Source organism: Halomonas sp. WWR20 (genome assembly GCF_054602495.1).
The window spans coordinates 30,912-55,622 of the sequence record NZ_JBTRHR010000004.1; the positions used below are offsets into that span (position 1 = coordinate 30,912).

Annotated in this window: 22 protein-coding genes and 2 riboswitches; of the genes, 8 read left to right on the forward strand and 14 right to left on the reverse strand. The window is 59.8% G+C overall.

Going from position 1 to position 24,711, the window contains the following annotated elements; genetic code table 11:
• Positions 1–61: 61 nt before the first annotated feature.
• Positions 62–724 carry a class I SAM-dependent methyltransferase gene (locus ACW4DH_RS08730; RefSeq protein ID WP_459636002.1) on the reverse strand — a complete coding sequence of 221 codons (663 nt, stop codon included), beginning with the start codon at positions 722–724 and terminating at the stop codon, positions 62–64.
• 121 nt (positions 725–845) lie between these two features.
• Here ACW4DH_RS08730 and ACW4DH_RS08735 point away from each other — a divergent pair, with 121 nt between their 5' ends.
• The 3 genes from ACW4DH_RS08735 (at position 846) to thiC (ending at position 5,114) form a co-directional block, all read left to right on the forward strand.
• On the forward strand, positions 846–1,781 hold the full coding sequence (locus ACW4DH_RS08735; protein WP_459636003.1) for a lysophospholipid acyltransferase family protein: 936 nt from the start codon (positions 846–848) through the stop codon (positions 1,779–1,781).
• A 224-nt stretch (positions 1,782–2,005) separates the two neighbouring features.
• A riboswitch (TPP riboswitch) is annotated at positions 2,006–2,169 on the forward strand.
• Positions 2,170–2,255: 86 nt separating this feature from the next.
• A complete protein-coding gene (tenA, locus tag ACW4DH_RS08740; RefSeq protein ID WP_459636004.1) occupies positions 2,256–2,921 on the forward strand; it encodes a thiaminase II in 666 nt (221 codons plus the stop codon).
• Positions 2,922–2,985: 64 nt separating this feature from the next.
• Positions 2,986–3,114: riboswitch (TPP riboswitch) on the forward strand.
• Positions 3,115–3,194: 80 nt separating this feature from the next.
• Complete coding sequence (thiC, locus tag ACW4DH_RS08745) at positions 3,195–5,114, forward strand: phosphomethylpyrimidine synthase ThiC (protein ID WP_459636005.1); 1,920 nt, start codon at positions 3,195–3,197, stop codon at positions 5,112–5,114.
• 106 nt (positions 5,115–5,220) lie between these two features.
• On the opposite strand, the gene ACW4DH_RS08750 is transcribed toward thiC, so the two are convergent.
• Positions 5,221–6,153: an EamA family transporter gene (locus ACW4DH_RS08750; protein ID WP_459636006.1), complete on the reverse strand. Its 933-nt coding sequence runs from the start codon at positions 6,151–6,153 to the stop codon at positions 5,221–5,223.
• A gap of 316 nt (positions 6,154–6,469) precedes the next feature.
• Here ACW4DH_RS08750 and ACW4DH_RS08755 point away from each other — a divergent pair, with 316 nt between their 5' ends.
• Together ACW4DH_RS08755 and ACW4DH_RS08760 are read left to right on the forward strand one after the other, a co-directional pair.
• Entirely contained in the window at positions 6,470–8,449 is a 1,980-nt protein-coding gene (locus ACW4DH_RS08755) for a methyl-accepting chemotaxis protein (protein ID WP_459636007.1), read from the forward strand.
• A 158-nt stretch (positions 8,450–8,607) separates the two neighbouring features.
• Positions 8,608–9,729, forward strand: a complete 1,122-nt coding sequence (locus tag ACW4DH_RS08760; protein ID WP_459636008.1) for an aminotransferase class V-fold PLP-dependent enzyme — start codon at positions 8,608–8,610, stop codon at positions 9,727–9,729.
• 109 nt (positions 9,730–9,838) lie between these two features.
• Here the strand turns inward: ACW4DH_RS08760 and cyoE are convergent, their stop codons facing one another.
• From cyoE to cyoA, 5 genes are read right to left on the reverse strand one after another with little or no spacing between them, the layout of a single operon-like run.
• Positions 9,839–10,768: a heme o synthase gene (gene cyoE, locus ACW4DH_RS08765; RefSeq protein ID WP_459636009.1), complete on the reverse strand. Its 930-nt coding sequence runs from the start codon at positions 10,766–10,768 to the stop codon at positions 9,839–9,841.
• 12 nt (positions 10,769–10,780) lie between these two features.
• On the reverse strand, positions 10,781–11,113 hold the full coding sequence (locus tag ACW4DH_RS08770) for a cytochrome o ubiquinol oxidase subunit IV (protein WP_459636010.1): 333 nt from the start codon (positions 11,111–11,113) through the stop codon (positions 10,781–10,783).
• 1 nt (position 11,114) lies between these two features.
• The gene (locus ACW4DH_RS08775; protein ID WP_459636011.1) at positions 11,115–11,774 is read right to left on the reverse strand and encodes a cytochrome o ubiquinol oxidase subunit III; all 660 of its coding nucleotides are present in this window, start codon (positions 11,772–11,774) and stop codon (positions 11,115–11,117) included.
• On the reverse strand, positions 11,774–13,819 hold the full coding sequence (cyoB, locus tag ACW4DH_RS08780; RefSeq protein ID WP_459636012.1) for a cytochrome o ubiquinol oxidase subunit I: 2,046 nt from the start codon (positions 13,817–13,819) through the stop codon (positions 11,774–11,776). The genes ACW4DH_RS08775 and cyoB overlap by 1 nt, the downstream gene beginning before the upstream one ends.
• A 3-nt stretch (positions 13,820–13,822) precedes the next feature.
• Positions 13,823–14,689, reverse strand: coding sequence for a ubiquinol oxidase subunit II (gene cyoA / locus ACW4DH_RS08785; protein WP_459636013.1), 867 nt, complete (start codon positions 14,687–14,689; stop codon positions 13,823–13,825).
• A gap of 559 nt (positions 14,690–15,248) precedes the next feature.
• On the opposite strand from cyoA, the gene ACW4DH_RS08790 reads away from it, so the two are divergent.
• Positions 15,249–16,571 (forward strand): erythromycin esterase family protein, encoded by a 1,323-nt coding sequence (locus ACW4DH_RS08790; RefSeq protein WP_459636014.1) that lies wholly within the window; start codon positions 15,249–15,251, stop codon positions 16,569–16,571.
• 144 nt (positions 16,572–16,715) lie between these two features.
• On the opposite strand, the gene ACW4DH_RS08795 is transcribed toward ACW4DH_RS08790, so the two are convergent.
• The 7 genes from ACW4DH_RS08795 to ACW4DH_RS08825 form a co-directional block, all read right to left on the reverse strand.
• Positions 16,716–17,867 carry a hypothetical protein gene (locus ACW4DH_RS08795; RefSeq protein ID WP_459636015.1) on the reverse strand — a complete coding sequence of 384 codons (1,152 nt, stop codon included), beginning with the start codon at positions 17,865–17,867 and terminating at the stop codon, positions 16,716–16,718.
• Positions 17,868–18,155: 288 nt separating this feature from the next.
• Complete coding sequence (locus tag ACW4DH_RS08800; RefSeq protein ID WP_459636016.1) at positions 18,156–18,881, reverse strand: rRNA pseudouridine synthase; 726 nt, start codon at positions 18,879–18,881, stop codon at positions 18,156–18,158.
• A gap of 59 nt (positions 18,882–18,940) precedes the next feature.
• Positions 18,941–19,615: a spermidine synthase gene (locus tag ACW4DH_RS08805; RefSeq protein ID WP_459636017.1), complete on the reverse strand. Its 675-nt coding sequence runs from the start codon at positions 19,613–19,615 to the stop codon at positions 18,941–18,943.
• 173 nt (positions 19,616–19,788) lie between these two features.
• Entirely contained in the window at positions 19,789–20,754 is a 966-nt protein-coding gene (gene corA, locus ACW4DH_RS08810; protein ID WP_459636018.1) for a magnesium/cobalt transporter CorA, read from the reverse strand.
• Positions 20,755–20,999: 245 nt separating this feature from the next.
• The gene (locus ACW4DH_RS08815) at positions 21,000–21,323 is read right to left on the reverse strand and encodes a glutaredoxin family protein (RefSeq protein ID WP_459636019.1); all 324 of its coding nucleotides are present in this window, start codon (positions 21,321–21,323) and stop codon (positions 21,000–21,002) included.
• A gap of 121 nt (positions 21,324–21,444) precedes the next feature.
• Positions 21,445–21,645, reverse strand: a complete 201-nt coding sequence (locus ACW4DH_RS08820; RefSeq protein ID WP_459636020.1) for a CsbD family protein — start codon at positions 21,643–21,645, stop codon at positions 21,445–21,447.
• Between the two features lie 159 nt (positions 21,646–21,804).
• Positions 21,805–23,148, reverse strand: coding sequence for a hypothetical protein (locus ACW4DH_RS08825; RefSeq protein ID WP_459636021.1), 1,344 nt, complete (start codon positions 23,146–23,148; stop codon positions 21,805–21,807).
• A gap of 307 nt (positions 23,149–23,455) precedes the next feature.
• On the opposite strand from ACW4DH_RS08825, the gene ACW4DH_RS08830 reads away from it, so the two are divergent.
• Positions 23,456–24,310 carry a DnaJ domain-containing protein gene (locus tag ACW4DH_RS08830; RefSeq protein ID WP_459636022.1) on the forward strand — a complete coding sequence of 285 codons (855 nt, stop codon included), beginning with the start codon at positions 23,456–23,458 and terminating at the stop codon, positions 24,308–24,310.
• A complete protein-coding gene (locus tag ACW4DH_RS08835) occupies positions 24,294–24,710 on the forward strand; it encodes a hypothetical protein (RefSeq protein ID WP_459636023.1) in 417 nt (138 codons plus the stop codon). Before ACW4DH_RS08830 ends, ACW4DH_RS08835 begins: the two co-directional genes overlap by 17 nt.
• Position 24,711: the final 1 nt, after the last annotated feature.

Genomic DNA, 24,711 nt, shown 5'->3' on the forward strand with positions numbered 1-24,711 from the left:
GGCAAACGCCATGGCAGAGTAGAAGGCCATGCATCTACAAGCGAGAAATAAGGTCTTTTCGTTACAAACGTTGCATCAGCACCACATCCGCCGCCGGAAACTCGACTGTCAAGCAATGGCGCTGCGCCAGGAAGCGAAACGTCGATTCACTGAAGAAGCACACATGGGTCGGATCGAGAATGTAGTGCCAGTCGGCGAAGGCCTGCCGCCCGGGAAGCCGTTTGGTCATTACCCCCAACCAGCCGCCGGGACGCAGCCGGGCCACCAGTGTCGCCAACGTCTCCCCCGGGGTGAACAGATGCTCCACCACTTCAGTGGTGGTGATGAAGTCATACGTCGCTTCAAGTACCGCGGAGCCGGGCGCATAGAACGGATCATAAAGTGCCATGCGGTGCCCTGCCTCCTCGAACATGACCGATAGCGCCGGCCCCGGCCCGCAACCGAAATCCAATCCCGAGGAGTGCGGCGCCAGTCGCGCGTTCAAGGGTTCGAATACCCTTCCCAGGAAGCGCCGATAGCCGATGTCCTGCGGGGAGTTTTCGTGCCGGTCGTAGACGGCTTTTTCTTCCTGCGGCCCGAGTCGCTGTCCGGGCGAGACGAAGACCAGTTCGCACTCGGCACACTGCCAATAGTCGCGCTGCCGACGTCGGGGGTGCGGCCTGTCACGGTGATAATGCGCGATCTCGGGGGATACACATAAGGGACACGCAGAGAGTTCGGACATTAGGATGCTCCTGAACAAGGGCGGCTATAGAAGAAACGCACGAGCGCAGACACTGGTGAAGCTGAATCAACGCTAACGTGTGGTTATACTGTCGCCGCGTTGATTCAACTGTCGCGGAGACATGATTCTGACTGCAACCTCTTCTTTCCAGGCTAAAGCCATCGCCCTGCTGTGGCGCACATTGTCTCGTCTGCGCCCCTCCTGCCTGTGGCGCCTGGCACGTATGATCGGCCCCCTGGTGTACCGCTTCAGCCGCCGTGAACGCCACGTCACCCAGGCCAACCTCGCCGTAGTCTATCCACAACAGGATAAGCGTCAGCGCCACCGACTGGCACGCGACAGCCTGGTGCACTCCACCGCCACCATGCTCGAGTTGGGCTTCGCCTGGATGGCCGATCCGGCGCGCGTACAGGCGGCCATTCACGACGTACAGGGACGTGAGCTGCTCGATGACGCCCGCACCCAGGGTCGTGGTGTCATCGTGCTGGCGCCCCACTTCGGCAATTGGGAGGTGCTCAATTTTTGGCTTTCCAGCCATTTTCCGTTCACCGCCATGTACGAGCCCCCCAAGATTGCCACGCTGGATCCGGTGATCCGTCATGGCCGCGAACGCATGGGCGCGGCCCTGGTGCCCACCAACCCGCGTGGCGTCGCGGCACTGCTCAAGGCGCTTAAGCGCAGCGAGGCAGTCGGCATCCTGCCCGACCAAGTGCCCGACTGGGGCAGCGGCGTGTTTGCCGACTTCTACCATCGCCCGGCCTACACCGCGACGCTACTGCCCAAGCTGGTGGCCCGCACCCAGGCCCGCGTGGTGACAGGCGTGGCTCAGCGTGCCCCCGGGGGTGGCGGCTTCGTGATTCGCTTCCTACCTGCCGATGCCCGCGTCTACGACGGCGATGAAAGCGTTTCCGCCACCGGCGTCAATGCCAGCGTCGAAGCCGCCATTGCTCTCGACCCGGCCCAGTACCAGTGGGAGTACAAGCGATACCGCCGAGTGCCTGAGGAGTTGGCCGGCGACCCGGACTTTCGGCGCTTTCGCATCTACAAGCGTCACTGAACCGGTGACCGATGTCACGTGCGGGCTTTCCCGTTCAGTCGAGTTCGCGGCCGCTGCGTCGTGCCTGCCCCCATACGCTCAGGGCCACCAGCATGAAAGCCACACCCAGCCTCATTACGCCGCACCCGCCGGCGATAGCGTAAAGCCAGGCCGAACTGACTGCCTAACCGGCCACACCATACATGGCACTGTTATCTCGCCGCGAAGTTGCTAGACTGGATATCATGAGCTTGACGGGGTGCCGGTGGAACCGGCTGAGATGACGCACGCGATGTAGCATATACATGGCCAGCGCCGATCCCGCTGAACCTGATCCGGGTGATCCTGAGAATCCTTATGCAAGGACGACAGGGAGTGTACCGGCGTAGGAATCAAGTGATGGCAGCCGCGACGTCTCTTTCCCGCGCTCACTGTCCGCCGCCGATACCCACGCCTCTCCGGATCCGTCATGTACTGTTGCCGGGAGAGTTGTGCTTGTCTACCCCCTTCGAGCAGTTGAAAACCACTTGTCAGAACGACTGGCGCGCCTATTGCGAGCATGACTTCGTGCGTCAGTTGGGTGCCGGCACCCTGTCAGAAGCGGCGTTTCGCCACTATCTGCAACAGGACTACCTGTTCTTGATCCACTTCGCACGCGCCTGGGGGCTGGCGGCCTACAAGAGCCGCAACCTGGCCGAACTGCGTCAGTCCGTCGACAGTCTCAAGGCGATCGTTGACACCGAGCTTGACCTGCATGTCGGTTACTGTCGCGAATGGGGCATCAGCGAGGATGACCTGGCCAAGCTGCCCGAGGCTCGCGCCACGCTGGCCTATACCCGCTATGTACTCGATACCGGCAGCCGTGGCGACCTGCTCGACCTTCACCTCGCCCTGGCCCCTTGCCTGGTCGGCTACGGCGAGATCGCCAACTGGCTCAACGATCAGTCCTTCACTCACCATGACGACAACCCTTACGCCGATTGGATCGCCATGTATGCCGGCGCTGAGTATCAACAGGCCATGCATGCCGAGCTCGACTGGCTGAATACGCGCCTGGCCGACGTTACCCCGGCGCGCTTTGCCGAGCTCGCGATAATCTTTCGCGACGCGACACGACTGGAAACCGATTTCTGGCAGATGGGCCTGACTCAGGATTTCTGAGTTCTCCCATCTTTGAAGGCCGAGTTGCGTTGCGCGACCGGCCAACGGTACCGCTTAGCGGTGCTATCGCTTGACGGGGTGCCGGTGGAGCCGGCTGAGATCGTCCTATGACACGCGGTACGGTGTTGTCACGACGGGGCCCGTTGAACCTGAACTGGCTAGGACCAGCGTAGGGATCAAGCGACATGCAGGCCAACCACGCTCGATACGAGTCCCTGCCCCTGTCCTTCCTCCGCTTGTCCTCCCTTACGATACTTCGATGGGAGAACAACGATGGCAAAGACCGATTATTTCCTCGCCGAAAGCGCCCGTGTCGATGATGCGGCTATCCAGGCCCTGCCGGGCTCGCGCAAGGTCTACGTCGAGGGCACGCGAGCCGACATTCGCGTGCCGTTTCGCGAGATCAGCCTCTCGCCGACCCGAACCTCCGGCGCCGACGAGGAGAACCCGCCGCTGCTGGTCTACGACACCTCCGGCCTCTATACCGATCCTGATGCCGCCATCGATCTACGGCTCGGCCTGCCCGAGCTGCGTCGTGTCTGGATCGAGGAACGCAACGACACCGAGTTCCTCGACGGCCCGACCTCCGAGTATGGCCGGCGTCGCGCCAACGACCCCCTGCTGGCCCCGCTGCGCTTCGACCTGACCCGCACGCCACGACGCGCCAGGCACGGCCGCAACGTCACTCAGTTGCACTACGCCCGCCAAGGCATTGTCACCCCGGAGATGGAATTCATCGCCCTTCGGGAAAATCAGCGTAGGCAAGCGCTCTCGACAAAGTACTCAGGAACCGAGGAAGTCGAACGCATCCTCGGCCATCAGCATCCAGGCCAGGGTTTCGGTGCCCGCCTACCGGAGGAGATCACCCCGGAGTTCGTGCGCCAGGAAGTGGCGGCGGGTCGAGCGATCATCCCCTGCAACATCAACCACCCCGAGTCCGAGCCGATGATCATCGGCCGCAACTTCCTGGTGAAGATCAACGGCAACCTGGGCAACTCGGCGGTCACCTCCTCCATCGAGGACGAAGTCGACAAGATGACCTGGGGTATCCGCTGGGGCGCGGACACCATCATGGACCTCTCCACCGGCGCCAACATCCACGAGACCCGCGAGTGGATCATCCGCAACGCGCCGGTACCCATCGGCACCGTGCCCATCTACCAGGCCCTGGAGAAGGTGGGCGGCGTGGCGGAAGCCCTGACCTGGGAAATCTTCCGCGATACCCTGATCGAACAGGCCGAACAGGGCGTCGACTACTTCACCATTCACGCCGGCGTGCTACTGCGCTACGTGCCGCTCACCGCCAGGCGCGTCACCGGCATCGTCTCGCGCGGCGGCTCGATCATGGCCAAGTGGTGTCTCTACCACCACCAGGAGAGCTTCCTCTATACCCACTTCGAGGAGATCTGCGAGATCTGCAAGCAGTACGACGTGGCCTTCTCGCTGGGCGATGGGCTGCGCCCCGGCTCGGTGGCCGACGCCAACGACGAGGCCCAGTTCGCCGAACTCGAGACGCTGGGCGAGTTGACCCGCATCGCCTGGAAGCACGACGTGCAGGTGATGATCGAGGGCCCCGGCCACGTGCCCATGCACCTGATCAAGGAGAACATGGACAAACAGCTCGAGTGCTGCGATGAAGCGCCCTTCTATACGCTCGGGCCGCTGGTCACCGACATCGCCCCGGGCTACGACCACATCACCTCGGGCATCGGTGCGGCGATGATCGGCTGGTACGGCTGCGCCATGCTCTGCTACGTCACCCCCAAGGAGCACCTGGGCCTGCCCGACAAGGACGACGTCAAAACCGGTATCATCACCTACAAGATCGCCGCCCACGCCGCCGACCTCGCCAAGGGCCACCCGGCCGCCCAGCGTCGCGACAATGCGCTGTCCAAGGCGCGCTTCGAATTTCGCTGGGAGGACCAGTTCAACCTGGGACTCGACCCCGACACGGCACGGGAATACCACGACGAGACCCTGCCCAAGGACGCGGCCAAGGTGGCCCACTTCTGCTCGATGTGCGGGCCCAAGTTCTGCTCGATGAAGATCAGCCAGGAAGTGCGCGACTCCGTTTTCAAGAGCGGGGCCAAGGATCATGGTCTGGAGGGCGACCAGAAAGCGGTGATGCGCGGCATGGAAGAGCAGGCAGAGAAGTTCAGGCGGGAGGGTGCAGAACTCTACAAGAAGGTTTAGTCCCGACGATAGACACTGAAACATGGCGTCCCCGGTGCATGTCGCACCGGGGACGCTTCCCCTTCATCCAAATGCACGCTACATATGTTGTTCGCCACCCGGCCATTCAGGCGCGGCGCGACAGACCGAGCAATATGATGCCTCCCAGCACGATCGCCCCGCCGGCCAACTGCATTGGACCGAGCATCTGCCCCAGCACCATATAGCCCAGTATCAACGAAGCGACCGGCTCGATATTCATCACCGGCGCGTTGCGGGCCATATTGAGACGTGGCAGCGATACGAACAGTATCGAGAAGGCGATTCCGTAGAGCAGTGCCAGCGTGATCAGACCGCTCCAGCCGCGGGGGCTCTCGGGCAGTGCCAACCCACCCGGCACGATACCCATGATCCCGGCGATGACCATGCAGCCGAAGACCATGCTCATGGTCAAAAAGGTCCGCAGTGAATTGCTCACCCCCGATAGGCGATGCTCGGTGATCCATAGCGCGCAGGAGAACACCGTGGCCGCGCCAAGGCCGAAGGCGACGCCGAAAAGCCACTGGCTGCCCATCGCCTCCGGCGTCGCCAGCCAGGCCGGCACGTCGAGCACCACGACCAGGCCAAGCAGGATAATCGTCATGATCAGGGTGGCGCGTGCGGTAGGTCGTGGCCCTCCCAGCGCCCAAGTCAACAGCGCCAGCAGAATCGGAAAGGTGTTCATCAACAGCAGCGCCATCGCCACGGGTATGCGTGCCACTGCCGAGTAGAGAAGCAGGCTCTGCAGGGCAATCAACAGCCCCACACCGAGCTGCCAGCCCCAACTCCCGGGGGGCAGGCGCAGAGGCTGACGCTGGGCGGCCAACAACACCGCAAGCACTCCCATGGCCAGCGCCGAACGCGACATGATCGCCAGCAGCAGGCCGGTACCGTCGTCAAAGGCCAGTCGCGCGGCGACGTGATTCGCCGCGAACATACAAGCCACCCCCAGCAACAGGGCAATGGCGAGATGGCGGGGAAAGGGGGGAATGCTTTCGGCAGAGACGGGAGGTGTCTTCATAGAGTGCTCAGGAAAAGAATTGTACGCCAATACAGTGACGTTATCCCACTATATAAGTCGCCGCGAATCCAGCCATCTCGGCAAAAGGATAAGATGCCAAGGCACGCAGCGGGCAACGCTCGCTTGGTGCAGGGGTATGTCGATGCATGCTTTCGCTGCTCTCCTTGACGCAGGTCATTGAAGCACGCAGTCCCAGAATCACGCCTTTAGCTGCGGGCTTGTCGGTCGACATAAGTATAAGAGCAGGACCTCCGCCCTACCGATCATGAATCACTTGGCTCCTGCAGCAACCCGACATACATCGCTAGGAACATTCATGACGCATCTACTCCACCGTATTCCCATCGGGCGCAAATTCGCGCTTGCCCTGGCACTGCCGATGCTCGCCATGCTCTATTTCGCTCTGGACGGTATCCTCGGACGCCAGCAGGTTTCACATGAGATGGCCCAACTCGAGGCTCTCACCACAATGGCCCAGCAGGCCGGCAACCTCATTCACGAGCTTCAGCGAGAAAGGGGCATGACGTCCGGCTTTCTAGGAAGCGAGGGACAGACATTTCGCCAGGAACTCAGCCAGCAACGCCCGACTACCGACCATCAAACCGAGGCCCTGCAGACGCATCTGAACAATATCGATGGCACCCCGTTGGCGCCCGGACTCGTCGCACATATCGACAGCGTCCGACAGCGCCTGGCGACGATCACCGCATTGCGCAAACGGGTCAATGATCTATCGATTCCCGCCAGCCAGGCCATCACCCAGTACACGGATATCAATGCCGAGCTGATGGAGCTTATCGGTGAACTGAGCCACGCCACTCACCAAGCCAGCGTATCGCGTCGCCTCTCTGCTTATTACAACCTGCTGGAGGCCAAGGATCTCGCCGGTATCGAGCGGGCTCTACTGGCCAACGCCTTCAGCGTCGATCAGATCTCGCCGGTACTGTATCAGCGCTTCATGACCTTGATCGGCGAAGAGGCGGCTTTCCAGGAGAGTTTTCGCGTGTTGGCCACCGAGACCATGCGCAAGCGTTTCGACGAGGCCCTGGCAGGTGACGACATTGGCCGCCTGGAAGCGCTGAGGGCGCTCGTCATCGAGAAGGCCGACCAAGGCGGGTTTGGCATCGACCCGAAGCAGTGGTTCGAGTGGCAGACCGTCAAGATCGGGCACCTCAAACGCGTGGAGGATGCGGTCGCCGAGGAAGTGCTGGCCACGGCGTCGACACTTCGTGATGAAGCGCACCTTGAACTGCTCGTTTACGTGGCAATCGCAACGCTGGCAGCAGGGTCTGCGATCCTGTTCGCGGTGCTGATCGTGCGCGCCATCGTGCTGCCGCTCAAGCGCACCTTGGCAGAAATCTCCAGCCGCGGTGGTGACCTGACCCAACGCCTGGCAGTGCCCGGCAGTGACGAGCTGTCACAGCTTTATCAAGCGTTTAATATTTCCACTGCCGAGACCGAACAATTGGTCGCCAACATCAAACAGAGCGCCCTGTCAGTCGAAGTCGCCAGCAGCGAGATCGCCCAGGGCAATCAGGACCTTGCCCAGCGCACCGAGGAGCAGTCTGCATCGTTGGTGGAAACCGCCTCGAGCATGGAGCAGATCACCGCAACCGTCCGCCAGAGTGCGGACAATGCCCAACAGGCACAATCCATGTCCGGGCAGATCGTCAGCCAGGCGCGCGAGGCCAACGAAGTGGCCGACAGGGCCCATCAGGCGATGGACCAGATCCAGGCCGCCAATGAAAGGGTCACGGCCATCGTCGCCACCATCGATAACATTGCCTTTCAAACCAATCTTCTGGCGTTGAATGCCTCGGTGGAGGCGGCACGTGCCGGGGAGCATGGTCGAGGTTTCGCCGTGGTAGCGGCGGAAGTTCGCCAACTGGCCAGCCGCAGCGCCGACGAGGCCAAGCTGATCCGCCAGTTGATCGGACATAACGTCGAAAGCGTTCAGGAAGGTGGCAAGCTGGTCTCGGCCACCCGCGATACGCTGACCACCATTACCGGACGTATCGACCAGGTCGCCGCATTGGTAGCGGATATCACCGCGGCCAGCCACGAGCAGTCAGCCGGGATCGAGCAGATCAATCAGGCCATGGCCCAACTAGAGGAAGTGACCCAGCAGAACGCCGCCCTGGTGGAACAGATTGCCGCCGCCAGTAAATCGCTGGACGAACAGACGGTGGAAATGGCCGGCATGATCGGCGAATTCAAGGTCAGCGAAGCCGGCACGGCACCGGCACTGCAGCACGCCCCCTTTCCGGCGCACCGGGAACCGGCGGCCAGTCTCTGATATGCCAGGCCTCATTCGGCTGGGACAATCCTTTGAAACCCAATGTCCCCACGGCCCGATAGCCTCTAACGCGTCGAAAAGCCGGGCTTCAGCACTGGTGGCGAGCCCTGCCAGAGCATATCCTGAAGCCCTGCATATCAACATGATGGAGGCTGAACATGCCCGGCTTACTGCCCAGTGTGGATCCCGATGGGCTGCTCGAATATTCGGTGGTGTATACCGACCGTTCGCTCAATCACATGTCGCGAGCCTTCCAGGGCGTGATGCGAGATATTTCCGCCACGCTCAAGCGGGTCTACAACGCCGAGGCTGCTGTCATCGTGCCGGGCAGCGGGACCTTCGGCATGGAGGCTGTAGCGCGGCAGTTCGCTACCGACAGGCAATGTCTGGTGATTCGCAATGGCTGGTTCAGCTATCGATGGACACAGATTTTCGACATGGGGCATATTCCTGCGGCATCCACGGTATTGAAGGCACGCCCGATCAGCGAGGAGCGCCAGGCCCCCTTCGCCCCGGCGCCGATCGAAGAGGTCGTGGCCACCATTCACGAGCAGCGTCCGGCACTGGTCTTCGCCCCGCATGTCGAAACGGCGTCGGGCATGTTGCTCCCGGATGATTACCTGCGTCAGGTCGCCCAAGCGGTACACGACGTAGGCGGAATGTTCGTGCTCGACTGTATCGCTTCAGGCACCCTCTGGCTGGACATGCAGGATATCGGGGTGGATATTCTGGTCAGCGCGCCCCAGAAAGGCTGGAGTGCCTCACCCTGCTGCGCGATGGTGATGCTCAGTCCACTGGCGCTGGAGCGAATCGAGACCACCACCAGCAGCAGCTTCGCCGCCGATCTGCGCAGGTGGCTGACGATCATGCAGGCCTATGAGAATGGCGGGCATGCCTATCATGCGACCATGCCCACCGATGGGCTGACCCGGCTGCGCGATATCATGCGGGAAACCGAGACCTACGGCTTCGCGGAAGTGCGCGCCGAACAACAGCTGCTCGGTGACAAGGTGCGCGCACTGCTGGAGGCACAGGGCTTTAAAAGCGTTGCCGCGGTGGGCTACCAGGCGCCAGGTGTGGTCGTCAGTTATACCGACGACGATGCCATCGCCGCCAAGTTCGTGCAGGCTGGACTCCAGGTTGCCGCCGGTGTACCACTGATGTGCGATGAACCCGAAGACTTCCAGAGTTTTCGCGTCGGGCTGTTCGGGCTCGACAAGTTGCAGCACATCGATCGCACCGTGGAAAAACTCTCCCAAGCACTCAACGCACTAGGCTAACTCCCATAAAAAGACCCCGACATATGAACTGCCTTGCTCGCTAGGCGGCTCACATGCCGGGGTCTTTCGGTATCATCGACTGCCGTCAGCCTCGTTCGTTATCGCAGGCTTAAAACGACCAGGACGTCTGGAGTAAAGCCCCCATCTGCGGATGGGTATCCGCCAGCAGTGCCGTTGAGGACATGGCCTGAAAATCGACCGCCATCATCAGGCTCAGTGCCATGACCATGATGATGGAAAAGCCGAACTGCTTTCTGGCCCAGGCGACGTTATCGTCAGTTTTCCAGCAACCAGCCAGGGCGCTGAACAGCCAGTACAGGCTCATCGAAGCGATTACGGCAAAGTAACCGTAGCCCGCATACCCTGCCAGGGTCAGTGCCAGGGCCGCCACCATGAAGACCATGATGTAGGCCACGATGGCGCGCTTGGCTGCGGGAATCCCCTTGCTGACCGGAAGCACGGGAATCGATGCCGCACGGTAGTCGTTGAAGCGAAAAATGGCGATGGCATAGGAGTGAGGCATCTGCCATAAGCTGAAGATCAACAGCAAGATAGCCCCCCCCATGTCGAACTGGCCGCTGACGGCACAGTAGCCGATCACCGGCGGCGTCGCCCCAGACAGACTGCCCACCAGCGTGCCATAACTCGAGTTTCGCTTCAGATACAGACTATAGAGCACGACATAGACGAAGAACCCCAGCACCGCGAACAGGGCGGCCAACGGGTTCGCCCCCCAGTACAACAGCGCGAAGCCGGCCAAGCCCAATAGGGTGGCATAGACCAGGGCGATCCGTGGCGACACCAGGCCCTGAACCAGAGCCCGGTTACGGGTACGCTCCATCTTGACGTCGATATCGCGATCGATGACGTTATTGAACACGCAGCCGGAAGCGATTACCAACGCGACCCCGGCCAGCGTGGCGAGAAACAGGGGGAGATCGAACTCCCCCCGGGCGGCCAGAAAGTAGCCCCCCGTCACGGAAATCAGATTACCGAAGATGATTCCCGGCTTGGTCAGGTTCAGATAGAGCTTGATCATCGCGTGGCCCGCTTAGTCGAGCATCATGGTGTGGTTCAGGTTGTGCATGATCCACAACGATCCGCCGATCACCAGAACCAGAATCTTCACCGTGAAAACAAATGAGAAGAGATTCCAGCCTTCATCCGACTTGGTGTTCATATGCAGGAACATGACCAACTGCACGAGAAGCTGCAGCACGGCAGCACCGACGATGGTGACCACCGTGGCCATCGGGCTGAACGCACCGGTCATGACCATGCCAAATGCAATCACGGTCAGAATGATGGATAGGACCAAGCCGACGACATAGGACTTGACGCTGCCGTGGCTGGCACCACCGTAGGTAGTATGTGCGTCGCTCATATCACATGGCTCCCAACAGGTAGACGAAGGTAAACACGCAGATCCAGACGATGTCCAGGAAGTGCCAGAACAGGCTCAGGCACATGATGCGCGGCCGGGTAATCTGATTCAGCCCCTTGGTCTGAAGCTGGATCAGCATCACCAGCATCCAGATCAGGCCGAAAGTCACGTGTAGACCGTGGGTGCCTACCAGCGTGAAGAAGGCCGACAGGAAACCGCTGCGATCCGGCCCGAAGCCTTCCTCGATCAGGTGATGGAATTCGTAGACTTCCATCCCCACGAAGCTGGCCCCCAGGACGAAGGTCAGGACCAGCCAGGCCTTGACCTGGCTGATGCGGTTATCGTTCATGGCCAGCACGGCCAGGCCATAGGTGAAACTACTAAAGAGTAGCAGGAAGGTTTCGACCAGCACGAACGGCAGCTCGAAGATATCTGCCGGCCCCGGACCACCCGCCGTACCATTGAGCATCACGGCGTAGGTGGCGAACAGCGTCCCGAAGATAATCAGGTCGCTCATCAGATAGACCCAGAAACCGAACACTTTCATGCTGCCGGGATCGTGATGGTCGTGTTGATGCGCCTGTATGTCGTGGTCATGGCCCTGACCATGGCCGCTCGCCTGGCCCTGAACAATACGGTTGCCAAGAGTATCGGTAGCCATTACGACTGCACCCCCATATGGCTAGACTGAGCGTTAACGTAGCGGGAGTCCGCCTCGATACGGTTGTTATGGATGGCCGCCTCGATATTTTCGTAGTGCTTGCGCTCGATACGTTCGACCTCGGTTGCCGGGACGTAGTAGTCCACATCATCGTTGAAGATGCGCGCGAGGAAACTGATGAGTACACCCGCCGCGCCGACAATTGCCAGCCACCAGATATGCCAGATCAGCGCAAAGCCCAGGATCAACGCGAACAGGCTGATGATCGGCCCAGCCGCAGTATTCTTGGGCATATGAATATCCTGATATGGCGGTCTGGACGTAATCACCTCCCCGGCCTGCTTCATTTCCCAGAAGGTGTCGATGGACTTGACCTCCGGTAGATGCGCGAAGTTGTAGAACGGCGCGGGAGACGACGTTGACCATTCCAGCGTGCGGCCATCCCATGGGTCGCCGGTTACATCGAGAAGTGCATGGCGGTTACGGAAGCTGACCACGAACTGGATCACGGTGCAGGCGATACCCAGCATGATGATGAAGGCCCCTACCAGCGACACGATCATCAGCGGCTGCCATTCGGTATTCGCGTAGGACTGCATACGACGCACGGCGCCGTAGAAGCTCAGGATGTAGAGCGGCGTGAAGGTGACGAAGAAACCGATTATCCAGCACCAGAAGGAGCGCTTGCCCCACTTCTCGTCCAGCTTGAAGCCGAACGCCTTGGGGAACCAGAAGGTCAGGCCAGCCAGCATGCCGAACACCACGCCGCCGATGATGACGTTGTGGAAGTGCGCGATGACAAACAGGCTGTTGTGCAGCACGAAGTTGGCCGCAGGCACCGCCAGCATCACGCCGGTCATCCCACCGAGACTGAAGGTCACGATGAAGCCCAGCGTCCACAGCACCGGCGAGGTGAACTGCACACGTCCCCGATACATGGTGAACAGCCAGTTGAAGATCTTCACCCCCGTTGGGATGGCGATGATCATCGTCGCGATACCGAAGAAGGCGTTGACGTTGGCGCCCGCCCCCATGGTGAAGAAGTGATGCAACCAGACGATGAAGGCCAGAAACGAGATCGCCATCGTCGCCCAAACCATGGTGTAGTAGCCGAACAGACGCTTCTTGCTGAAGGTCGAGATCACTTCGGAGAACACGCCGAATGCCGGCAGGATCAGGATGTACACCTCGGGATGGCCCCAGGCCCAGATGAGGTTGACATACATCATCTGGTTGCCACCAAAGCCATTGGTGAAGAAGTGCATGCCTAAATAGCGATCCAGCGTCAGCAGGGCAATGGTCGCGGTCAGAATCGGGAAAGACGCGATGATCAGGATGTTGGCGCAGAACGACGTCCAGGTGAAGATCGGCATACGGAACAGGGTCATGCCCTTGGTACGCATCTTGAGGATCGTCACGAAGAAGTTGATACCGGTCAGGGTCGTGCCTATCCCCGATATCTGTAACGCCCATATCCAGTAATCGACCCCGACCCCGGGACTGTAATCAATACCCGAAAGTGGCGCGTAGGCCAGCCAGCCGGTCTTGGCGAACTCACCGACGAACAGCGAAACGTTGATCAGTACGACACCCGCCGCAAACAGCCAGAAGCTCAGGTTGTTCAGGAACGGAAAGGCCACGTCGCGTGCGCCGATCTGCAGCGGCACGACCAGGTTCATCAGGCCGATGACCATCGGCATGGCGACGAAGAAGATCATGATCACACCGTGCGCGGTGAAGATCTGATCATAGTGCTCGGGTGGCAGATAGCCCTCCGCCCCGCCGGCCGCAATGGCCTGCTGCGAGCGCATCATGATGGCGTCGGAGAAGCCTCGAATCAGCATCACGAGGGCGACGAGGAAATACATGATACCGAGCTTCTTGTGATCAACGGAGGAAATCCACTCCGTCCACAAGTAACCCCAGCTCTTCTTATAGGTAACCCAAGCGACGATACCGGCCATGATCACGGCCATGGCGGCGACCACCACCATGATGATCGGCTCGTGATAGGGAATGGCTTCCCAACTAAGTTTTCCGAACATATGTTACTCCGCTACCTCGGCGTTCATAGCCACGTTGTGTTCATTACCATGACCGCTTCCGTGCCCGTTACCCGAACCGCTGTTCCGGAAACTCAGGATGATGTCCTGGTAGAGTTCAGGCGATACTTGCGAGTAATACTCGACCGGATTAGCAATGCTCGGCTCTGCAAGCTCCTGATAGCCCTCGGTGAACGTGAGAGAGCCGGATGCTTGGCGAACCTTTTCCACCCACGCGTCGAAATCTTCCGGCGAGGTGGCCAGCGCATTGAAGGTCATTTCAGAGAAACCCGTCCCACTGTAGTTAGTGGAACGACCGGGATAGACCCCCGCTTCTTCCGCGATCAGGTTCAGGTCGTTGTCCATGCCGGCCATGGCATAAATCTGGCTGCCCAGGCGCGGAATCATGAACGCATTCATCACCGAGCCGGACGTCACGTTGAAATGCACCGGGGTATCGACCGGGAACGCGACCTCATTGACGGAGGCGATGCCCAGGTCCGGATAGATGAACAGCCATTTCCAATCGAGGGCAACGACATCGACTTCCATCGGCTCGACATCAGCCTCGAGGGGCTCGCTGGGGCTGAGGGAATGCGAAGTCTGCCAGGTGATGAGCGCCAGGAACACTATGATCACGCAAGGTACGAGCCAGACCACTGCCTCGATCTTGTTGGAGTGTGCCCAGTTCGGTGTGTATTTGGCTTTCTGATTGCTATCGCGATAGCGCCAAGCAAACACGAACGTCATCACAATGACGGGGATGACCACGATCATCATCAACCAAAAGGAAGTTATGATCAGCGATTTTATCTCGCTACCGACTGCCCCCTTGGGTTCTACCAGCGCCGCATCACAACCGCTGAGAAGCATGATCGATATCAAGGAAAACATTCGTAAAAGAAAGGAATATCTCTTTCGTGGCATTTCACGTCCTCGTTGGGCATGGAGACAACCAGCGACTATACGCTTGCACTAGGATTAGCGAGCAAAGGAGATTATCGACAACCGCTTACCCGTTTTCCGGATGGCAAACTGCCATCAGGGAAACTGCCAAGCGAATGTCGCGGCCTCACCAACGACAAAACTGAAAAATCGGGACCGAGCGGTCGCCGGGCTTTCCAATATCGATAATCTGTCCGCGAACGGGCGACTATTATCATGCAAAGAAAAAACGGTGGAAGTGACGTTTTGCCGCAGGAGCGCGCACCGCACCTCAAGTGGCGATGATTGCCAGCGTCCAACCGACTTCAGCAACTTCGCGCATGCCCGCGCGCAGCCGGGCCTCGGGCCACCGAACAACCGTGCTTACCCACGCTCACCTTCTCATAACCCCATCGCGATCATTCGATACTCGATCCTCTCCGCCTCAACCGATACCATCGGCTAGAGTGGCAACATGCAAATGCATTCCTGCAAAGGAGGCAAGACCATGACGACACCTCTCGACTGCGTGCGTGATTTGGCGATACGTCTTGACGGACACGCGAGTGATTACGAGCCGTTGCTGGATCAGGTGGGGGATCGCTCGATCGTGCTGCTCGGGGAAGCATCTCACGGGACCCGCGAGTTCTATCGTATGCGCGGTGAGATCACGCGACGACTTATCGAGGAGAAGGGCTTCGAGGCGGTAGTGGTAGAGGCCGACTGGCCCGATGCCTTACGCCTCAATCGCTATGCACAGGGGGAAAGTGATGATTCGCTGCTCCAGGCATTCGAGGACTTTCAGCGTTTCCCGCAGTGGATGTGGCGTAATAACGAGGCACGTGATTTCATTGCCTGGCTGCGCCAGCATAATGCCCAATGTGCCCCCGAACGCCAGGTGGGATTTCACGGTCTGGACATCTACAGCCTGCACCGCTCGGCCGAGGCCGTCATCGCCTACCTAGAACATGTCGATCCCGAACAAGCTCAGCTCGCTCGAGAAAACTACGCCTGCCTCGACCATCATGACGATCCGATCCGTTATGGTCGCGAAGCGGCCTTCGGTCTGCGTCAAACCTGCGAGGACGGCGCGGTATCGCTACTCGCAGACCTGCTGAACCAGGCCAATACGTATCTTGATCGGGATGGGCGGCGTGCTGCCGACGCACAGTTTTTTGCCGAACAGAACGCACGTGTGGTGATCAATGCCGAAGCCTATTATCGCGCCATGTTCGGTTCGCGAGTCGATACCTGGAATCTGCGCGATACTCACATGACCGATACCCTCGCCGAATTGCGCCAGCATCTTCGTCGCCAAGGAGGGCAAGGCAAGCTCGTGGTCTGGGCGCACAATTCCCATCTTGGAGACGCCAGCAGTACTGAAATGGGCTGGGCTCGCCATCAGCATAACATCGGTCAACTGGTGCGCCAGCGCTTCGGACACGATACGGCGCTACTGGTCGGCTTTACCACGCATACCGGCTACGTGTCGGCCGCCCAGGACTGGGACGGTCCGGTGGAACATCGCTGGGTGCGTCCCTCGCTTGAAGGTAGCTACGAGCGCCTGTTTCACGATAGCGGCCTGGATCGTTTCTATTTGCCGCTTGACAGCGACCGAGCCACTTCCTTGGATGAACCGCTGCTTGAGCGAGCGATTGGCGTGATCTACCGTCCCGAGACGGAGCGCTGGAGCCATTATTTTCAAGCCTCCCTGCCCGGTCAGTTCGATGCCGTCTTCCATCTCGATGAAACGACCGCCGTCGAGCCCTTCGATGCGGGAGATCTATGGCGACAGGAAGAAATCCCCGACACCTACCCGTTCGGCGTGTGAGGCCGGTCACACGGATACCCTTCCCAGCGCTATTCGCTCCGGTTCTTGTTTATAACCGCACACCCAAAAGCCGCCCCGGTACAGGGCGGCTTTTTCGCGTTGCTCAATCAAGCTTGTATTGCCAGATGTCTACTCACCAATCCTCTAGTTGGTAACAGCACTTTCCTCCTGACGAGACGCGCCGGATTCGGGTTGTTGCCCCGGAGTCCCCTGTTGAGCGGAACCCTGACCCTGCGAAGCAGCACCCTGCTGGCCAGAAACCTGGCCTTGAGAATCGCCACCCTGCTGGCCGGACGCCTGACCCTGAGCACTAGCGCCCTGTTGGGCAGCATTCTGCTGCTGGGAATCGGCGCCTTGCGAGCCCGCATCATTGTTCGCGCCGGCACCGCTCGCTTCGCCCCCGGCCTGGGCTCGCGCCGATTCGACACTCTGCGAAAGCTCGGACAGCTCTTCCTGCATGGCAGAGATAGCGGAAAGTTCCTGCTGTACATCGTCAATGCGGCTCTGGAGCGTACTCAGACGTTGTACCCGCGCTTGAATCTGTCCCTCCAGTTCACTCAGACGCTGCTCAGCGGCTTGAACCTTCGAAGCGATACTCTCCTCGCGCTGCTGAGCTTCGGAGAGTGACTGCTGCGCTTGCTCGAGATTCTCCTTGGCAGTAGCCGTTTGGCCCTCGAGCTCAGCGAGTTCCGCTTCGCGCTCCTGGACCTGCGAATTCAGGGCTTCGAGACGCTCCTGCTGGGTATTGACCCGTTCTTGAAGCTCGGCATGGCGTCCTTCGGCCTCAGCGATCCGATCCTGAACGTCCTGCAGCTCGGACTCCGCGGAGCTGAGCTGTTCCTGAGCCGACTGGGCCTGGCTCTGCAGCTGTTCCAACTGTGTCTCGGCCTCGCCAACCTGCCCCTGCAAAGCCTGCAGGCGTTCGCTGCCCTCCTGGAGCTGACTGTCCACTTCCGCCTGACGGGCCTCGGCATCGCGGGTCTGTGACTGGAGCTGAGAGAGCCGCTCCTCGGCCTGGCTGATATCGCTCTGCAGCGACTCGTTCGCGCTCTGCGCTTCCTCGACACTGGCATAAGCCTGCTCGAACTGCGCATTGCGGTCACTCAGCGCCTGATTACTGTTCTCCAGGGAAGTAACACGCTCCTGCAGGGAGGCCCGCTGCGCATCCCACTCTTCCTGTCGTGAACTTGAATTGGACGCCACGAAAATCGCGACAATCACCGCAATGACAGCCACGATGACCACGGCTCGCACACGATTGTCCTTGAATGGCTGGTTCGACGAGGGTTCGGCCATGAAATTCTCCTTTGGTTCGCTGCGCTACCACCAGCGACACAGGGCAGATAAACGTTGCGAGCGACAATGAAGCAAGATAAGCAGACGCGAGGATCTCCACGCCATGGCGGAGCTCGTCTGCTGCTGACGTCATCGAATACAGCCGTTTACACCGTCCGGAATCGCGGCAATTTATCGTGGGGCTTCGCTTGCCCTCCTATTGACCATAGTGTGCTGAGAGCAGGGATCAAGTTGATGCTTCTCACGCAATGGTCGCTCATGCCGCTTAGCCTTCTCCTCCCCGCGAGATTAGAAACGCGCCTCGGGGCGTAGGTATCGCCACTCGCCGGGCGCCAGGCCTGCCATCGGGATCTGTCCGATGCGGATTCGCTTCAGCGACACCACCCCCAGCCCGACGCTTTCGCACATATGCCGGATCTGCCCCGGACGCGGGCCCTTCAGTGCAAAACGCAACCGATCATCGCTTTGCCAGCTGACCCGGGTCGGCGGCAGAATACGTCCCTCGAAACGCATGCCATGCTTGAGGCGTTCCAGCTCTTCAGCCGTCAGTGTCCCCTCGACTTCGACGATGATCTCCTGCTCGATACGGGCAAAATCCTCCTGAAAGCGGCGAATGATACGGCGCTCCTGGGTGAATACCGTCAAGCCGCTGACGCCCTCGTCCAGCGGTGCCGCCAGGATCAGCCGGGAAAAATGCGCCTTGAGTGGACGTATGCCGGAGGTGTCGTTTGCCGCATGGCTGGCCGGGGTGATCAGATTCCGGGCCAAGGTATCGCCGCCTTCGCCATCGTGCCCGGGAGGTTGATGCAGCAGCAGGGTCGCCGGCACGATCGGCGCTAGTTGCGCTCCAGGCGCCAGTGCGACCCGCTGTGCCTCATCGACCTTGAATTGCGGCTCTTCCACGACCTGATCGTCGACCAATACCCAGCCGCCGGCGATGTACTGCTCGGCCTCACGACGGGAACAAGGCAACTGCGCCGCCAGGCGCTTGGAAAGACGTATAGGTTCCGACATGAAAGGCCCCGCTAGGGTGAGAGTGGAAAATGGGTCAGTCAGGCTGTCAGAGGTTAACGTCACCAGGCTAGCCAGATGACGTGACGAGCGCCCTTGCCGGGGCGGTGTGCGCGAACTTCGCGCTCCTCGACATTGAAACCGACTCGACGCAGACGCTCGGTAAACGCCGGATCGCGACCCGCCGACCAGATCGCCAGCACACCCTCCGGACGCAGCGCCTCCTGAGCGGCCTCCAGCCCCCGCGGTGAATAGATCCAGTCGTTTTCCTTGCGGGTCAGGCCCTCGGGGCCGTTATCGACGTCGAGCATGATCGCGTCGAACGCCTGTTTCTCGCTGCGCAGCAGAGCACCGACATCGCCCACGCTGACCGTGGTACGCGCGTCATCAAGCGGATAGCCGGCAGCCATGCCCAGCGGCCCCCGGTTCCACTCCACCACCTCGGGTACCAGTTCCGCCACCACCACTTCGGCATCACTTCCCAGCGTCTTCAATGCCGCGGCCAGGGTGAAGCCCATACCCAGCCCACCGATCAGTACACGTGCCTGGGGCCGAGCGCCAACCGCTTCACAGGCCAGCTCGGCCAAGGCATCTTCCGAACCGTGCAGACGGCTGTTCATCAGTTCACCGGTCTTGCCAGCGATCTTGATCGCGAATTCTTCGTTACGCCGCAACAGGCGCAGCTCGCTACCCTGGCCAGGAATGGTCGCGGTACTTATCAGTTCGAATTTTGCCATGAAAAATCTCGGCTGGAAGTCAGCGCATTTCGGCAGATACCGCCAGGAAATGCGGGAAAGCCCGGCATGTTACGTGCTCTCCGTGCGCGCCACCATGGTTATTCGCCAGAGCCACGGGTGTCGATGACGCTCACCTATCCTCGGGCACGCCAAGTGGGCAGGTGCATGCATGCCTATAACCAGCCGGCCTTACGGAAACGATAGAACAGCCCACCGCAGGCGCTCACCATTAGCAACAGCGCAAATGGATAGCCCAGCCGCCAGTCTAACTCCGGCATATGCGCGAAGTTCATTCCCCAGATCCCGGCCAGCACCGTTGCCACGGCAAAAATGGCCGCCCAGGAGGCCAGCCGTTTGTGCACTTCGCTTTCGTCGATGGCCACCATCGACAGGTTGACCTGAATGGCGGTGGTGATGGTTTCACGAATGGTGTCCACTGCGGCCTCGATACGATGCAGGTGATCGTAGACATCGCGGTAATACTCCTGGGTATTGGCACACAGCGACGGTACCCGTCCACCGAACAGGTGGACCGTCGCTTCGGCAAGTGGCGTCACGGCATGCTTGACCGTCATCGCCTTGCGCTTGAGCTGGTAGAGTCGTTCGATATTCGAGCGCGCCGAATCCTTGATGAAAATCTGCTCCTCGATGGTTTCCAGTTCAGCCTCAAGCGCCTCGACCACCGGGAAGTAGCGATCGACGATGGCATCCATCAGCGCGTACAGCACGAACGAGGGCCCTTGCTTGAGCAGATGCGGCTCGCGTTCGCAGCGTGCACGCACACTGAGAAATCCCTGCTGAGAGTGGCTGCGGACCGACAGGATATAATTATGTCCGGCGAAGACGGCGACCTCGCCCTGGCTGATCCGGGTATCGTCCACGCTGAGCATGCGCATGAAGGCGAACAACGCCTCACCGTATTCTTCGATCTTGGGCCGTTGCTGGCCATGCAGAGCGTCCTCGACTGCCAGTTCGTGCAGCGCAAAGACTTTCTGCAAGCTTTCGAATTCCTCGGGCTCGGGATCGTGCAGTGCGACCCAGACAAAGCAGTCGGGCTGATTCACGTATTCGCCAATCTCGCTCGTCCCGATGTCACGAAGCTTGCGTCCCTCCTGATACACCACACAATTGACAATCACTACTGCGCCTCCCCGTTAACTAGCGTTCCGTTAGTGTATCGCCCACCCGATGCTGCCAAGGGGCAATAATAACAGGGGAATATATCGCGACAGCCCGCCCATAGGCTGCCACAACGCGCAGAAGGTCACATACTGTCATTCATTGCACCAAGTGGTCTGGGCAGGAAACGGGGAGGACACATGACAACAGCCACCGACACGGCTCACCGTGAGGCCGGCAGATGAGGCTTGGCAGGACGCGAAGATTATCCGGCGGATTCGAAGCGCCGGCGTAGATAGCGGTTGATATCCTCGGATTCGTACATCCACTCGACCTGACCGTTGTCATGGGTAATCTGCAGACATGGCACCATGCCACGTCCGCCACCATTGATCAGTTCGCCACGATAGCGCGGCTGTTTGCCGAGATCGCGCAATTCGATGGGAAGTTTCAGGCGATCCATTTCACGCCGAACCTTGACGCAGAAAGGGCAGAATTGAGTTTGATAAAGCGCCAGTGACTGGCATTGCTGATCTACTTCAGCCTGACGTTGTGGGGATCGTTCCACCGGCTTCGATTTCGCAAACATATCCATTACCGTCATTGGACAGGGCTAGGGACAGAGTCTTCATACGATACCGAGTTGCTGGGCAACGGATCGCTGCTCACAACTCGGCACGCTCGACGTTGAGGTATCGACCTGGGACGCTTTACTTACGGGTATCAGTCTTACCCGACTTGAGAGTGTCCTTCAGGTCGCCTTTCGTCTGCTTGGCATGACCCTGGGTAGTCTGCGTTTTCCCTTCGGCTTCGGTGTCTCGATCCTTGGTCGCTCTGCCTACGGCTTCCTTGGCTTTACCCGCCGCCTTATCGATCATTCCTTCGGACTTATCGGTCTTGGAATCTTTCATCGTTCATCTCCTGGCTGAGTCATCATGAGTTCAACATGCTTGCTGAACTCAAAACACCGTGCGGCAATCCCTCGCACGCCCTTTGAGCGTAGCAGTTATCCCGCCAGTGCCAAAAGCGCAGCCAAACGCAATATCGTGAACCTGCCGCTGGGGCATCACTTAGATGACAGCCTCGATGTCGATAATCCGCGAGCGGTTCATGATGATTTTCCAGCGCTGGATCGTCGGTTGCCGATAACCGCCCGATTCCCTGGCAATCAGATTGACCAGATAGCGCTTCTCCACGGTCGCCTTGGTCACCTCATCATCCGCGAACTGGTAGATATGATGCGAACCTTTGTCCATCAGCTTGGAAAGCACACGCAGGTCGAGCAGCAAAGTCTCCCGAACCTCTTCATAGCCGCTTAGAAAACGCGTCGGCGACATGCGTGAGCTATTGGCATAATGCAGCACCGTCTCTTCCCGTTGGGTCACGCTAGCCTTGCGCGCGACGCGAATGGCGTCGTCGAGCTTGTGAAAACGTTGATAGTCGAACCATTCGAGCTGACGCCCGACCAGCTCGCCGCTGTGCGCATCGAAGTACTGGCGTCGCCACTTGGGACGCCCCTTGCGCAGCCAGCGCCATAACGTGTCGCGCAGATCGTCCTTGAACACTTCACGCAGGGCGTAAATTACCGCCAGCACCAGTACCAGCAGCGAGGTGATGTTGCCGAGCATCCGGTTGGCTTGCAGCATCATCAGGGTGACGAAGACCATCACCACCGCCGTAGCCACACCCTTGACCAGCCTCTGTTCGCCATTGCCCAGTTCCTGGGTTTTCTCGTTCAACGTAACGGGATGCTCGATCAAGCGGCGTAACAGGCGCATCTTGTTGGAGATGCGCTCAGGCTCCTGCATCGCCCGGCTGGAGTTGTAATCCTGCTCCAGGCGATAGATGTTTTCCGCTTCGCAAACCTCCAATAGCTTCGCTCTGATAACCTCGTAATCCTCGTTGCGAGGCAACTCGGCGACCAGCGACAGCAGGCGCTGCTCGGTGGCCCAGGACAAGTAATTGTCGATATTGACGTAGTATTTCAGCAGGCTGTTGTCAGCGGGAATATTGCGGCGCAAGCGCTTCAAGATACCCGTGGCCAGCTCTATCAACTCCTCGATCTGGGCGAGCGAATTCTCTTCCTTGGCATCGAGCAGTCCCCGAGTCGAGGTTTCCAATGCGACCACATACTGATAGGCATACAGGCTCAGGCTCAAGCGGTACTGTTCGCTGGACAGCTTGCCACGACTGGCCAGGCGACTGTGCACCAGTGGCAAATGATGCTTATCGCTATAATAGGTTCGCTTGAGATGGATGGCGTTGTGGTAAAACTCGTTTTCCGACACCACATCGGTGGTCAGGTCCAGCTCGCCAGGCACGAAAAGGTAAAGATCCAGCTTATGCGAGGTCGCTTCTTTGAGTACACGGGAGATCTTGACGCTAAAGCCATCTTTCCTTTCGACGGTAATCACGCGGCTGATGCGCTCCTCGGTTCATGGCAAAAACGGCTCTTATACCATGCAGGTGCGTCCTGTCAGCATGAGAATAACGTACCTTTCCTGGGCCATATGCCACCGCCGAGGACTGTGCCGTCGTAACGGTCTGATTCCTTCGAAATCTCCATCCATGTCTGCAACCGTTAGCGCGACGTCAAGCATCAACACTTGCAACGCTCTCGCCTCTGGTCAACCATACCGGCTATTCGCCCCCGTACCGCTGCGCTAGCGCTACGCCCGGGCCCCTGTATTCACGCCAGCGTCTATCATCTCGGAGCCGGGCATGGCCAATACCCGCTTTTCGCCGTTTGAATTGCTTCTCCTAAAGAGCAGAAGTCAGACGGACACCGCTGCCCTGCTGTTGCTGGCCTGGGTCGTGGCTCACAAGGCGTCCATCACCGAAAACGGCAGGCAGCGCCTGCTCGAATTATCACGCCACTTTCGTCATGGTCACGAACTGCAGCCAGTGATCGATATCGCCAACGCCCAGGACCTCGAGGCCATACAGCTGGCGGCAGAAGTTCTGCAGAAGGATCGCTACGGCGAACCCGCAGTGGCTTTTTTGCGCCAGGCCATCGAGCTGTCCATGGTCGACGGCAGCTTGGCGCCGACCAGCAATTACCTGCTGCGTTTTCTCGCCGATCTGCTGGGCGCATCGCCCCGCCAATTCGAGCAGCTGTTTCACGAAGTCGCCGGCAAGGCGTTCGCCGACCCCGACGACCTCAGCCGGGCCGACTACTGGCAGGCCAGAGAGCAGGCCCGACAGCGCCAGCAGGAAGAGCGCGCTTCGCACCAGCAGGAACGCGGTTCCCATCATCAGGAACGCAGCTCCCATCAGCAGCGAGGCTCTTCCTATCAACGACAGGACTCCTCACGTCAGCAAGATGGATCCTCTTCTCGGCGACCCCATGATCGTCCCCGAGTGGACAGCCAGACGCTGCATGCGCTGATCGTGTTGGGATTGGAAGCCGGCGCCTCGCGCGAGGAAATCAAGCGTGCCTATCGACGCCTCGCCCAGGCGCATCATCCTGATCGATTCTTCTCGCGCGGGGAAAGCGTCGTCGCCAACGCGTCGCGGCGCTTTCAACGTATTAAGAACGCCTACGAATTCCTGATGCACGATGCGCGATCTCTATAAACGCCTGGGCGTTGATGCCTACGCCCCTGCGTCCCGAGTCTCGGCGGCGCTGGACAGCTGCCCGAATGCGGCGCTGAAGGCAGACGCCATGGCCGTGCTAAGCGTTTCATCACGCCAGGACGACTATGACGAGCTGCACAAGGCGTTATGCCATATCGGCCAGCTTCGGGCCCGTCTGGGGCTCACCCATGGCGAATATTGGCAGGGCAACGTTGCCAACGACTTTACCCCGCCCGCCGACGGACACTCTTCCCGCTACGAAGGCCTGACCACGAAAGTCACCCGCGCGGTGGCGCTGCACAACGCCATGTGCCGCTGGCGCCGCCGTCTTCCCTGGCTATTGGCTACCGGCGCCTGCCTGGCCACCGGCGGCACCATCGCACTGATCGCCTACGTCTGAC